The sequence below is a fragment of the Bacillus sp. GbtcB10 genome, from assembly GCF_019091365.1.
GTDB lineage: Bacteria > Bacillota > Bacilli > Bacillales > Bacillaceae > Bacillus > Bacillus altitudinis.
The window spans coordinates 266,363-279,805 of sequence record NZ_JAGXJP010000004.1 but is presented as its reverse complement, the minus strand read 5'-3'; the positions used below and the strand labels follow the sequence as shown (position 1 = coordinate 279,805).

The following is a 13,443-nucleotide window of genomic DNA, read 5'->3' as shown; positions in this document are numbered from 1 at the left end:
CCCTTCAACTTTACCACTTTTGCTATTCTTTTGTCTAAAAAAACCTTCACCTAGTGAAAGGTAAAGGTTCTTTGGACTTATGGACGCCGTTTTCGATTTGGGTCCATTCCTATCAGCTTAGTGACGAGCACCATTGTGACAGGCAGTGATGTATTCTTTTTATACGCTAAATATTTTCCGCGCCATTCTGGTTTATATTTCTGTTTAAACGACCGTAAGCCGCTGAAACTATACATATATCTGACGTTATTGAAGATGACACTCGCCAAACGTTCTGTCAGAAAGGACTGGTGGAACGTGCCTACATTCGATAATGGCGCCATTCCCATGTTAAAGGATGTGTAGCCTTTTTCTTTCGCCCATTGAAAAAGGTGGATAAAGAGTGCATCCATCATCCCGTTCGGTGCATCATGCATATGACGCATGAGGTCGATGGATATCTCTCCTTTTTGATACATCGGCATTAAGGACACAAAAGATATGATCTGTCCTTGTTCATCCTTTAAAATCGCAATCGGTGCTTTTTGAATGTAGTCTTCATGGAAATAGCCTAATGAAAATCCTTTTTCTTTTTTCTTGCCCAGCCAGCTGTCAGAGATTTGTTTTAAGGTTGAGATCAATTCCTCTGAAAAGGGCGGCTCCAGCATTTCAAACGTATAGCCTTCTCGTTCAAATTTATTTGCGACAGCCCGTAAGTTTGATTTTTTCTTTCCTGACAAAGAGAACGTTTCTAAATCGACCATGGCTTCTTCCCCAAGCTTAAAGAAGTGAAAACCTAGGTCATGATAAAGCGCCATTCCTTCACGTTCTACTTGATAAAAAGCGACACGATAGCCTGCTTTTTCTGTCTGCTCCAAAAATTCTTCCAGTACAAGCGGATAAGAGGCTCTACGCCCAGAAGGATCTCCAAGCACAATAACGCAGCGGCCAATCCGGCCAAACTGAAGCATCGCCTCTCCATCACTTGAGAAAAACAGTTTTTTGTCTCCCAAAAAACCTAGATGACTAAGAGCATTTCCTCCCTTTTCTTCGAGAAAAGTTTTTAATTTTTCTTCATCTGCTTCTTCGCCGATTGGAACTGCTTTTTTATTAAAAATCAATTTGCTAATGAAAAAGAAAAGAGGGACGCCAATTAAAGCAATCATACTGGTCATCGTGATATGCCGTTCATTATGAACCAAATAGTCCTTGCTTAAGAAATGACCAATTTTCATCCAAATGAAGTTCCCAATGACATTATAGTTAAACAACACGAGTAAATATCCGGCGGCGGCGGCCACAAACTGATTCAAAGAATAAGGCGCCTGCTGCTTCACAAATTGATTTCGAAGCGAGAAAAATACCACCATGATGACCGGCAATATAAAGATCAAACTCAGGTTAAACCCTTTTAGTAAAGTAAACACAAAGCCGCCTGCTAGGGCAATCATTGTCAATAGATAAGACCGTTTTGTTCTTTTATACACTTCAATGGACAAAATCATTAAAATGATCCCGAACATTAAAGAAAGACCATTAAATCCTGATAACAAAAAGCGTGGAATGGTTGTAATCACACCTAAACGATCAACAGGAAGCACAACGGAAGCCATAATGAGCAAACCGCTTCCAAACGTTAAAATGGACAAAGATCCGTACAATAAACGGATAAGCAGAGCACGGTGCAACACAATTAAGACGTTTGTTGTTTCAATAGCAGGCGCCATTCTCGGATTGCCTTCAAGACGCCTGAGTGTTGTTCCAGTTAAATCGTATGCCGCTAGACAAAGTCCAAGAATAAACGGGAAAATGGAGTAAACGAAGCGGTACAAGACAAGCGCTGTCAGTACCATCTCTTTATCAAACCCAATGTATTGCATACTGAGTAAAAAGATCAGATCAAACGAACCGAATCCGCCCGGAACCATACTGATTAAACCGCCGATTGACGCAATCGCAAAGACGCCTAATACAATACGGACATCAACGTTCATCCCCATAGAGACAACAGCCATGTACATGACAAGACCAGCTGCCAGCCACTCTAAAAACGATGCACCAATATAAGCATAGATCGGGTGCTTCAGTCCGTTTTCACCGCTCTCAATCGAGCTTTTTCGAATGGACGCCATGATGATGTAAATGGGCACAATACAAGCAAAAATAATGACAAATGCCCATAACCACGGCTCCTGACTAATAATACTTTCAACAGGCAGGACCCTAACTAAAATCAAATCACTGAAAATAGATAAGCCTAGCAGAACAGAGGATGTTAAAAGCGCAATGCCTTTCAGCAGTTTTTTCGTATCTGTTATGTATTCCTTGTATAGAAGCGTTCTAAGCCCTGCTCCTGATAAACCACCGAATCCAAGTACACTGTTAAAGGAGTTGGCGATCCAAGAAATTCGGATCGTTTTCCAGCCGCTGATGGGCATATCAAGGCTTTTTCTTAAAATAAAATCATATAAGGACATGGACAAAACAGCGACAAGTCCAAGAAAGACAAGAATAAACAAGTCCATTCGATTCAAGCTGTCAATAATATAAAACGTCTTTTTAATGGAAAGGCCGCTCAGCTCCTGCTTGGCGACAAAAATTAAGACAAGGATGATCACGATCGGAAAAAGCATTTTTAAGATCGTCATACCCGTTTTTTTGTTCCACATGTTTTTCCCAACTTTCTAAGTTGCTTCATTAATTTCAACTGACCATTATTATACAACAAATACCACTTAATTCATGCAGTTTAACATTCAAAAGCTTCATGATACTTTCAATTAGAAGTAAAAATCAGTAATATAAAGAAAAGAGCCGCTTAAAGGAAGTGAACAAGCGTGGAATATAATATTCATGACACCACCGTACTAAAAGAGGAAATCCTATCTCCTGAGGAAAAAAAGACATGGGTGCTGTATATGAAAGTGCTCACTGCTGCAGGACTTGGAGATGTTTCTGAATGGATGAAGCTGGATATGAGTATGCCTCAAATGAAGGTGCTCATGCTGCTCAATAACCATGGCTCTCTTAAAGTGTCCGAAATTGCTGAAAAAATGGGGGCTTCTTTGTCCAATATGACAGGGCTGCTTGATCGGTTAGAACAATCGAACTTTGTGGAACGAAAGCATTCTGAGCGTGATCGTCGAATCATTGTCGTAGAATTGACAGAGGAAGCGAAAAATATTTTCAGAAGTATTTATCAAAAAGGGCATGAAAAAATTAAAAATTCCCTGCAACGGCTCAATGACGAGGAAAAAGAAAAAGTCAATGAAGGTCTAGCGATTTTAGAAAAAGCACTTCGTCCCGAACGTGGCTAAAAAAGGAAAAAAGACGGTCACTTGAGGTCCGTCTTTTTTATTTCTTCTTTTTCTTGTTTATCTGGGGTGAAAAGATATTGACGAATGACTTCCCGGTCATCCCACAGGAGATAACCTAAACCGATAATGAGAAAAATGATGCTGATCCACGTACCGCCTGGGAGTATATCTTTCAGTTCCTCGATCGTTCTTTCTGCGCCTACATTTCCACCATAACGAATCTCAAACAAAACGAATTTTGCTATATAAAACAATGCCGCCGTGCAGATAAACATAGCGCCGACAATTCTTCTACTAGACATGTGTTAACTCCTTTACTTCCACTGATTTCTTTTGATTAATTCCGTGATATGGGCAAGATGATGCTGTGAATGCCAGACGTACATTCCTGTTGCATCATATAAGGACACCGTTTGTTGATCGGCTGGATGGTAATATGCAGCGTTGAAATCTTCCTCTGTCATCTCGCGAAGTAATGTGACCCATCGGCGATGCAGACTGCTGATTAACGGCAGCGATAGACTGATAGACGCCTTACTGTCAGGAAGTGAAGCAAATGCTTCCTGATCATATGGACGTATGTGCGGTGTTTCTTCTGTCAGCGCAAGTTTAAATCGCAAGTAGGCGTTCAGATGGCTGTCGGCTACGTGGTGAATGAGCTGACGAACGGTCCATCCACCTGGCCGGTATGGGGTATCCAGCTGATCATCTGTCAATGGAACAACTGCCTCTTCATACTTTTGAGGAATGAGTGCCAGCTCATCAATCCATGCCTCCAGCTGCTTTTTCGTTTGTTGGTCCACCCGTTCATATAAGCCAATCGGATATTGTAATGACGTCGTCATTTGCTGCCCCTCCTTAAAATCCTTCTAGAACAAATTTACCTATCATCTTCCCTTGCTCAAGTGTTTGATGTGCCTGCTTCAAATTGGCGGCATTGATGGGGCTAAGCACCTTTGTTAATGTATGTTTTAACTTCTTCTCTTCAAATAATGTACTCGCTTCTTTTAAAAGCTCGTGCTGCTTCATCATATCCGATGTTTTGTACATCGGCCGTGTGAACATGAATTCCCATACAAATGCAGCACTTTTATTTTTGAGTAATTGAATGTCTAAATGCTGCTGATTTTCAACAATGGTACAGATCGTCCCTTGAGGTTTAATCGCTTCTGCCATCCCTTTGAAATGGCCATCTGTATCATTTAAGCATAAAATGTAATCCACTTCGCCAATCCCTTTTTCCTGAAGCTGCGCTAAGAGCGGCTGGTGATGGTCAATGATATGATCAGCCCCTAATGAGAGACACCATTCATTTGTTTCAGGTCTTGAAGCAGTGGCGATCACAGTCGCTTTCGCTAATTTGGCGAGTTGAATGGCGATAGAGCCCACTCCGCCTGCTCCACCGATGATCAGCAAGGTCGAGCCTTCTGCATTCCGCTTCATATGCATTCGGTCGAATAGCGCTTCATATGCCGTAATTGTTGTAAGAGGCATGGCAGCTGCTTCGGCAAAAGAGAGATTTGCAGGCTTTTTCGCCACAATTCTCTCATCCACAAGCTGGTATTCACTATTTGAGCCTTGTCGCGTGATATCTCCTGCGTAATAGACGTGGTCACCCGGCTGAAACAACGTACACGCTTCGCCCACTTCCACCACCGTACCGCTTGCATCGTAGCCAAGAATTTTCAGTTCTTCTTCTTTCTGATTCTTCGGTGACCTCACCTTTGTATCCACTGGATTCACCGACACAGCCTCTACTTTCACCAAAATATCCCTGCCAGCTGCTTTGGGCTTTGCCACCTCCTGATCGATCAAGCTTTGTTCATGCTCAATTGGCAAATACTCAAATAGTCCAACTGCTTTCACTCGCTCGCACTCCCTTTCTCCATGCTTCTTTTCCACATTTTATCATACATTTCTGATGCTGATGGATCAGTCAGCAAGCGATTGCACATTTAGGAGTTCTTCAAAGCCCTTCGTTCCCTCACGATGTAAGAAGGTCGAGCCTTTTGTAAAGAGAGGACATAGGTGAACCAGCCGCTCGATTTAAAGAAGTACTGAACATAATAAAACTGAATGTGCTGAAAGAAAACGACGATGAACAGAAAAATTGTGAATGATAGCGTTACAATGTCTCCCTGCATCCATCCACTGATCAATAACATCACAAAACCGAGCATCATGAGCTGTTCGAGCCTCTGCACGATCTGGACAACGAGATGTCCCCGTTTGGTTAGGTCACCTGATTGGCGCTTTCGAATGTTTCTCGATTTATAAAACCATACGATACTTGTCACTAGATGATGAATGATAAAAAGAGCGATCATGACCATAAATAAAGGAGTTGATTCAAAAAGGTCTTTTATAATGAATGGGATCACCAAAAAATAAAATGCGGTAAATGCGTGTCTAGCTGATAAGAGAAATAGTTGTTTTTCTATGTATCGCTGCATGTGTCTCACCTCTATATGTAGTACGTCTCATTTGTCATAAGGTTCCTTCTGCCTATCAAAAAAGGATGCCCTGAAAAAGGCATCCTTCATGAATCAAGCTTAAAATGCAGCACTCAGTACGACAGGGCCTTGCGGAAGCTTGTTATCCTTTTTTGGTTCAAGGGTGACAGCCACAGTATCCCATGATTCGTTTGCTTCTTTTTCAGATAACGCATAGGTGACGGTGCCCTCCCCTTTGCTATCTGTTTTAAAGGCACCGGCCGGAACAGGCTGATCTCCTTTAATGAGCCATACTTGATAAACAGCTGATGAATCAAGCTGATCTTTTAATCCGTCGGCACTCACGACAAGCTCTTTTTTGCCGTGATGCTCAATCACTGAAAAAGCACCCGTTGTTTTTGCTGATTCGGCAGATGCCAGTGATTTTGTCGCAACAACTTTGATAGATTCTTCTGCTTGATCTGTTCCATTTGTTAAGAAATAAACGTTCCCAGCTGCAGAAATGAGAAGCAGTGCGGCAACGAGAGGCAAAAGCCATTGATTTTTTTTCTTCATTGGCGGTTTCATCTCATTTGCATCACGAACCATTTTGAGATCTTGAGGCGGGTTCGATGTTGCAGCGATTGTTGTCTCTCGTATCTCTTCTTCAAATACCCTGGATAAAATGCGGTCTTTCATCCCTGCCGGAGGCGTTTCGTCCTCTGCTAGAAACGGAATATCAGACATGAGCGATGTCAGTTCTTCAAGCTCTTCTTTGCAATCCGAGCAATGTTTGATGTGCTCTTCAAACTGCGCCTTTTCTTCTCCTTGTAAATGCCCGTTAAAGTAATCAATGACTTGATGTTTACACTGAGTCATGCCTCTTCCTCCTTTCCTCCGCGAGACAGTTTCGTTCGTAAATGCTTCAATGACAATCGAACTCTTCCCTTCACCGTTCCAATAGGAATGCCTAGTTTTTCCGCAATGCTCTTTTGTGTCATTCCTTTAAAATAGACATCTTCGATGATGGTTTGCTGTTCTTTCGACAATGTTGATACTGCTTCACGTATGATTTGTTTTTCTTCGTTCCATTCTACTTCTTTTGACACATCTTCTTGATGATCTGCCAAGTATTCAATATGCTCATCTTCAAGAGCTGTTTCATTTCGGTGTTTCCTTAATAGATCGATTGCCGTGTTTCGTGACATCATAAATAACCATGAGGAAAATTTCCCTTTATCTGTATTATATTCTCCTATGCCGCGCCAGAGCTTGATAAAGACTTCTTGAAGCACTTCCTCCGCCAGCTCACGGTTTCCAGTCATTTTATAAATAAACGAATATAACACACGTTCATAGCGATCGTACAATATTTCAAGCGAGGGCTTGTGTCGATCATGTTTGATCTTGTGATACAGCTCAAAATCCTTCAGTGTGTCCATGGTCATCTCCTTCCTTTTTCATGAGAAAGAGCATTATGCATTCATCATGAAATCTTCACGTATGGCTCATCACTCAAATTGCTGAGATAAGCCTCCTTTGTACTTTACTCTTTTTTCAAGGAGAAAAAAAGAGCGCTGAAAAAGGAAATGTGTTCCTCATGAGAATGTACTTACTAAACGGATGGATTGACCATTTGGATCACCCGCCTCAAGGAAAGTCAAGAATGCATGTGTTTCATTCACTGTTCAGTTGATTTTAGCAAACTCTCATTAGTCTCTCAATTTACATCAGGTAGAACGCATCCTTTCATCATGTCATAATAGAACGAAATAGGAGAACTGGAGTGTCCGAAAATGATTGTAACGATTGTTCTTTTTTTATTAGCTGGTCTGGATGAAATAGGCGGCGGTTATCTTGTCTGGCTGTGGCTGCGTGAAGCAAAACCCGTCAGCTACGGAATCGCAGGTAGCCTCATCTTGGTCGCTTACGGCGTCATCCCTACATTCCAGCAGTTCCCGACCTTTGGGCGGGTTTATGCGGCCTATGGCGGTGTTTTTGTCGTTCTCGCTGTGTTTTGGGGCTGGTGGGTCGATCGCAAAACCCCTGATATGTACGACTGGATGGGTGCTTTGATCTGTTTAGCTGGTGTCAGTGTGATGTTATTTGCCCCCCGCAGTTAATGGTCGGATGATGATCACACGCTAAAAAGCCGGCAATATGCCGGCTTTTCCTCTTTTACATTCTAAATTGTGTTTCATACAAACGCCGGTACATCCCGTCCATTTCAAGCAGGTCCTCATGCCTGCCTTGCTCCTTGATGCCCTCTTTTGTTAAAACTACAATCCGGTCAGCATGCTGGATGGTCGCTAGGCGATGCGCAATAATAAACGTGGTTCGTCCTTCAGATAGTTCTTCAAGTGAGCCCTGAATAAAGGATTCTGTCTCCGTATCCAGAGAAGATGTGGCTTCATCTAAAATAAAAATTGGCGGATTTTTAAGAAAGATACGTGCAATGGAGATACGCTGTTTTTGTCCGCCAGATAACATCATTCCGCGTTCACCGATGATCGTATCAAGCCCATTTGGCAAGCTATTTACAAGATCCTTCAGTTGGGCTTTCTCCACTGCCTGCCACACTTCTTCATCAGATGCATCGAGTTTTCCGTATAAAATGTTTTCTCGGATGGTCCCATGGAATAAATAAATATCTTGCTGGACGACACCAATTTGTCTACGCAGCGAAGGCAGTGTCATCTTTCTTGTCTCTATGCCATCAATTGTAATGATTCCCTCCTGCCATTCGTAAAAGCGTGGCAGTAAACTGCAAAGCGTCGATTTTCCAGCACCAGAGGGACCTACGACCGCAATGGTCTCTCCTTGTTTCACCTCAAGATTGATGTCATGAAGAACCGGTTTGTCTGATTCATATTGAAAAGACACGTGCTCAAAAACGATATCCCCTTTTAACTGATCAACTTCAATGGCATCATCCGCGTCCTTTTCATCAGGTGATTGATCGATGAGTGATGCAAATCGTTTAAAGCCCGCTGCACCTTTTGGATACATTTCAATGACTGCATTGATTTGTTGAATGGGTCCTAAGAAGATGCCTGTTAATAGTACAAATGACACAAATTCCCCATACGTCATATTTTTTTGCAGCACAAACCATGCGCCGCATACAAGGCCAAACACTGTCACACTCTTAATAAGAAAATGACTAACAGCGGTATGCACAGCCATCATTTGATATGTGGTTAGCTTTGTCTTTCTAAATTGCTCGTTATGTTCAATAAATCGGTCCATTTCATGTGATTCATTTCCGAATGCTTTCACAACCCGTATGCCACTAATATTGTTTTCCACACGTGAATGGAATTGACCAATACTCGAGAACATTTTATCAAAAGCAGCAGACATTTTTTTCGTAAAGTAGACGGATAATCCGATCAAGAATGGAACGACAATAAATGTGAGAACCGCCAGCTGCCAATTAATCGACAGCATCAAGCCAAAGGCACCCGTGAGTGTCATGATCGCGATAAATAAATCCTCCGGGCCATGATGCGCGATTTCTCCAATATCCATTAAATCATTTGTCATACGGGACACGAGTTTTCCCGTTTTCTTTTTGTCAAAGAAGCGAAAGGACATTCTTTGTACATGAGAAAATAGCTGATTCCTCATATCCGTTTCTATATTAATGCCTAATTTGTGCCCAAAATAGGTGACGACATAATGCATCGTAGAACTGATCACGTATAAAACGAGGAGCAGAATGCCCCAAAACCAAATGGCATTCCAATCACCGTTTGGCAGTAAATCGTCCATCACTTTACTGATGGCAAGGGGAAAGGATAATTCGAGTAAGGCTGCCAGTACTGCACAGGAAAAATCTAATATAAACAGCCCCATATATGGTTTGTAGTATGAGAAGAAACGCTTTAACAATTGACAGACCTCCTACCGATCAGACATTTCTGTCAATATGTCAGCAAACTCTTCCGCTTGATTGGCTACTGCAATCGGATCGTAAGGCCAGAAGAACTCTGTATCCATTTGATAGGTCTGCTCTTTTTTGACAGATTCTAGACTCTTCCAAATAGAATTGTTTTTATCAAATGTTCCGCCGTTGCTTTCATCGATGAAAATGTAGTCTCCTGCATATTCAGGAAGGGTTTCATACGAAATGACTTCATACCCTGTCTTACTTTTTAAAATCGTATCTCTGACCTGTTTTGGCGGGTTTACCTGTAATTGCTGATATAATGCCTGCCCGCCTCGATAAATTCCGTTACCATATACATAGACATCATTTTTAAAAGCACCCATGATCGAGACCGTTTCATTCTCTTTTAAAGCAGACTTCACTTTTTTCCTAGCAGCCTCAATTCGTTGATCGAAGGCGGTGAGGAATGCTTTTCCTTCCTCTTCTTTATTTAAAATTTTTGCCAGCGTCGTTAATTCTTCATGTGCATCTTTGAAAGAACCGTAAGGATACACGATGGTAGGGGCTATTTTTTTGTACACATCATAGACTTTTTCATCCTGTACCGCTGTGATAATCAGATCAGGCTTTAAGCTAAGTGCTTTTTCAGCTGAACGCTCGTCACTGATGTCCTCTATTCCTTTTATCTTGTCCTTTAAGTGTACGTTCTTTAAATCCTGCGTGGTCGATCCCACAGGCTGAACGTCAAGTGCAATCACACTCCCTAAATATCCATCTACAAGAATTCGTTTAGGTTCAGCTGGAATCTCTATCTTTCCTTTCACTGTTTCAACCGTTTTCGTTTCTTGCTTTGATTCTGCTGTTTTGGCTTGTTCTTTATTGCCACAAGCCGTCAATATCATTAGAAGAATGACAGCACATATCCAATACGTCTTTTTCATCTCCATATTCCTCCTTCATTTTCGCCACTACAAATGAGAATAGTTATCAATTACTAGTCTCATGTATTCTATCAACCTCATCTGTCGTGGTCTATGGAGGATTCTCGCAACTTACATATGGACAATTGTTGGATAGGCTGGCTGTGTCAATTGAGAGACAAACCGGTCCATCAAAAGAAGTGCACGCTCTCCTTCATCAAATCGAAACTCCTCCAGTTTTACTGGATAAAAGGTACCATTTTTCACAGCCGATAATTGACGAAGAACATCACTTTCTTCCATTCGCTTGTCCATTTGCCTATACCACCCATATTGGTCAGAGACAATAAAAAACATATGATCCGCCTCGTATTCTCCAAGTCTCTCTAAAGGAATGACTGTATGTTGATTAGGAAGAAGAACTTCTTCTAAAATGGCTTTTGGAGGTTTTAAGCCAAGCGTTTCGTAAAGATAGAAGGCCCCTCTTGCCTCATAGGACCACATATACACTTTGTCATGTCCTCTCATTTCATAGATTGCAACGGTCTCGCCTTTTTCTCTAAAGGAAGACAGGCTGTTTCTTGCCTGTTGACTAAGCTGTTCAAATCGTTTCACCCATTCGTTTGCCTCGTTTTCTCTTCCTAAAAGGCGTCCTATAGACAGTACTTCTTGTACAGCATGATGACCGGCGTATGGCAGAACAAGAACAGGTGCGATTTGCTCCAATCGCTTGATCAATGCAGGTTTTGAATAATAATAGTTAGGGACGATGATGACATCTAATTGAAGTGATTTAAAGACGTCATCAGGCGTATGTTCATTTATGACGAGCGAACTAGCTAGATGTTCTTTGAGTATATCTGAATGGAGATCGGTTTCTTCGTCAATACAAACAGGCTCAATGCCTATTGCAACCAATGACCCGACAAATTGAAAAGCAGCAATCCGCTCTGGTCTTCGGTTCATTCGAAACTGACTGGGCGTTCTTCCTGTTTTTTGACGGAACTTCCTGCTGAAATATAAACTGTCTGCATACCCGACTTGCCGTGCTATGATTTGAATTTGATCGTCTGTTTGCAGAAGACGTTTTTTGGCTTCGTCTATTCGAATTTGTGCAATGTATTCTGTCACACTCATCCCCATACTTTGTTTGAAAAAGGTAGAAAAGTAACTTTCATGAAACCCCATCTTATGAGCTAAGTCTTTTCTTGTTAGTTTTTGATCATAATGCTCAGCCATATACTGCAAGATCATGTTAATCGAATAATGCACTTTTTCGTTGTATGGCTTGGATTGTTTGCGGAAAATGAACATGATTTCTTCCAGCCATTTCGCCTGTTCTTGTATGATTTGGCTCGCCTGTATTTGTTTGATGTAAGAAAAAAGGACGGCAGAGCCTTTCACCACTTCCCCGTTATCAGGGAGATGATCGTGATTCACCTTATAGACCAATTCATTTTGTGCATCTTGTGCCAGAGTGAATTGGTCAAATGTGACAGTATAGATCTCCACTTGCTCGCTCGATAAAGATTGAACCATGACATCTATTCCTGAGCGGATCAACACACTGTCTTTGGCGTTTAGCTCATATCGAATTCCTTCCATGTCAAGTCTCACCGCACCGTCCGTAGTCAAGAACATCAGTGAAGATGTTTGCCATGAGTCCGTTTGTTTCACAGAAAGAGATCGTTTACTGCTTTCTTTCATGCGAAGAATTGTATGAGTATAGGCGGTCATTTTCTCTTTCTCCTTCCATATAAAAAAGTGCTAAAATAAACCATTTTAGCACTTCAATGTCTGACTGAATGGTGATTATCGCGCTCCAGCCGTTTGTAATTCTTTGTTTTTCTCTTTAAAGCGTTCATTATGTGAAGACACGTACGCTACTTTTTCTGCTTCTGGTTCGATGTATAGCTTTGCGCTATTGAGTGCATTGACTCCATCAACAAACGTACCGGCAATTAAACGCACTTTACTTTTATGTGTGCATAAGTCGCCAACTGCATAGACACCAGGTAAATTGGTTTCCATCTTTTCATTGACCTCGATGAGTCCCCACTCACCTTGCTTGAGTCCCCATTCTGATAGAACACTTAAATCACCTTTCATGCCATGGTTGACGATGACAGCATCGGTTTCGATTCGTTCGATGTCGCCTGTTTCTAAGTGCTGAATGGTGACGGCTTCAATTTTGTCACCTTGACCATGAAGCTCTGTGAGTTCATGCGGTGTGAGAATGCGAGCACTGGATGCTTTCATGTTGGCAACGTTTTTTTCATGTCCGCCAAACATATCACGACGATGCACAACGGTCACACTTTCAGCAATTGGAACGAGGGCATTTGCCCAATCAACAGCTGAATCTCCGCCTCCAGAGATGACCACCCGCTTCCCTGCAAACGTCTTTAGCTCCTGCACAGTGTAATAAAGGTTTGTTACCTCATAACGGTCTGCATGCTCGATTTCAAGTTTTCGCTGAACTGGAATTCCGTGACCCATGGCTAAGATGAGGGTCTTTGTCAAATGACGATCGCCATTTTCAGCCGTCAGCAGGATATGACCATTCTCATCCCGCTCGAATTGCGTGATTTTTTGATTCAACGCAATCTCTGGTTCAAATGTTTTCGCCTGCGTTTCTAACTGCTGAATCAGCTGTTCACCTCTTGTTGGCGGCAAACCACCCACATCCCATATGACTTTTTCAGGATAGAGGAGGATTTTTCCGCCAAGGCTTTCGTTATACTCCAGTACCTTCGTCTTTAAATCCCGCATCCCGCTATAAAAGGCGGTGTACATTCCTGCTGGACCGCCGCCAATAATGGTGACGTCAAACAATTCAAGTTGTTCTGTCATTTGAGTCCCTCCAGTTTTTCATCGATTGATCTATTTATAAGTGATATTGA

Annotated in this window: 13 protein-coding genes; 2 read left to right on the top strand and 11 right to left on the bottom strand. The window is 42.0% G+C overall.

Annotated elements, in window-relative coordinates:
* Positions 1 to 77: 77 nt before the first annotated feature.
* On the bottom strand, positions 78 to 2,648 hold the full coding sequence (mprF, locus tag KVT11_RS16290; RefSeq protein WP_079919260.1) for a bifunctional lysylphosphatidylglycerol flippase/synthetase MprF: 2,571 nt from the start codon (positions 2,646 to 2,648) through the stop codon (positions 78 to 80).
* 168 nt (positions 2,649 to 2,816) lie between these two features.
* Between mprF and KVT11_RS16285 the strand changes: the two genes are divergently transcribed.
* Positions 2,817 to 3,296 (top strand): MarR family transcriptional regulator, encoded by a 480-nt coding sequence (locus tag KVT11_RS16285; RefSeq protein WP_008341672.1) that lies wholly within the window; start codon positions 2,817 to 2,819, stop codon positions 3,294 to 3,296.
* Positions 3,297 to 3,313: 17 nt separating this feature from the next.
* Here the strand turns inward: KVT11_RS16285 and KVT11_RS16280 are convergent, their stop codons facing one another.
* The 6 genes from KVT11_RS16280 to KVT11_RS16255 all read right to left on the bottom strand — a co-directional run bounded on the left by KVT11_RS16280 (position 3,314) and on the right by KVT11_RS16255 (position 7,170).
* The gene (locus tag KVT11_RS16280) at positions 3,314 to 3,598 is read right to left on the bottom strand and encodes a hypothetical protein (protein WP_116307657.1); all 285 of its coding nucleotides are present in this window, start codon (positions 3,596 to 3,598) and stop codon (positions 3,314 to 3,316) included.
* Between the two features lie 12 nt (positions 3,599 to 3,610).
* A complete protein-coding gene (locus KVT11_RS16275; protein WP_017366866.1) occupies positions 3,611 to 4,141 on the bottom strand; it encodes a YfiT family bacillithiol transferase in 531 nt (176 codons plus the stop codon).
* 13 nt (positions 4,142 to 4,154) lie between these two features.
* Complete coding sequence (locus tag KVT11_RS16270) at positions 4,155 to 5,162, bottom strand: zinc-binding alcohol dehydrogenase family protein (protein WP_052320912.1); 1,008 nt, start codon at positions 5,160 to 5,162, stop codon at positions 4,155 to 4,157.
* 89 nt (positions 5,163 to 5,251) lie between these two features.
* Entirely contained in the window at positions 5,252 to 5,749 is a 498-nt protein-coding gene (locus KVT11_RS16265) for a hypothetical protein (RefSeq protein ID WP_116307655.1), read from the bottom strand.
* 99 nt (positions 5,750 to 5,848) lie between these two features.
* Entirely contained in the window at positions 5,849 to 6,607 is a 759-nt protein-coding gene (locus KVT11_RS16260; RefSeq protein ID WP_048002102.1) for an anti-sigma factor, read from the bottom strand.
* Positions 6,604 to 7,170: an RNA polymerase sigma factor gene (locus KVT11_RS16255; protein ID WP_008341682.1), complete on the bottom strand. Its 567-nt coding sequence runs from the start codon at positions 7,168 to 7,170 to the stop codon at positions 6,604 to 6,606. Before KVT11_RS16255 ends, KVT11_RS16260 begins: the two co-directional genes overlap by 4 nt.
* 354 nt (positions 7,171 to 7,524) lie before the next feature.
* Here KVT11_RS16255 and KVT11_RS16250 point away from each other — a divergent pair, with 354 nt between their 5' ends.
* Positions 7,525 to 7,851 carry a YnfA family protein gene (locus tag KVT11_RS16250; protein WP_116307653.1) on the top strand — a complete coding sequence of 109 codons (327 nt, stop codon included), beginning with the start codon at positions 7,525 to 7,527 and terminating at the stop codon, positions 7,849 to 7,851.
* A gap of 55 nt (positions 7,852 to 7,906) precedes the next feature.
* Here the strand turns inward: KVT11_RS16250 and KVT11_RS16245 are convergent, their stop codons facing one another.
* The 4 genes from KVT11_RS16245 to KVT11_RS16230 all read right to left on the bottom strand — a co-directional run bounded on the left by KVT11_RS16245 (position 7,907) and on the right by KVT11_RS16230 (position 13,393).
* Positions 7,907 to 9,622, bottom strand: a complete 1,716-nt coding sequence (locus KVT11_RS16245) for an ABC transporter ATP-binding protein (RefSeq protein WP_116307651.1) — start codon at positions 9,620 to 9,622, stop codon at positions 7,907 to 7,909.
* A 12-nt stretch (positions 9,623 to 9,634) separates the two neighbouring features.
* Positions 9,635 to 10,561 (bottom strand): ABC transporter substrate-binding protein, encoded by a 927-nt coding sequence (locus KVT11_RS16240; RefSeq protein ID WP_024720274.1) that lies wholly within the window; start codon positions 10,559 to 10,561, stop codon positions 9,635 to 9,637.
* 111 nt (positions 10,562 to 10,672) lie between these two features.
* Positions 10,673 to 12,277, bottom strand: a complete 1,605-nt coding sequence (locus KVT11_RS16235; protein WP_116307649.1) for a helix-turn-helix domain-containing protein — start codon at positions 12,275 to 12,277, stop codon at positions 10,673 to 10,675.
* A 75-nt stretch (positions 12,278 to 12,352) separates the two neighbouring features.
* Entirely contained in the window at positions 12,353 to 13,393 is a 1,041-nt protein-coding gene (locus KVT11_RS16230; RefSeq protein ID WP_007496663.1) for an NAD(P)/FAD-dependent oxidoreductase, read from the bottom strand.
* Between the last annotated feature and the right edge of the window lie 50 nt (positions 13,394 to 13,443).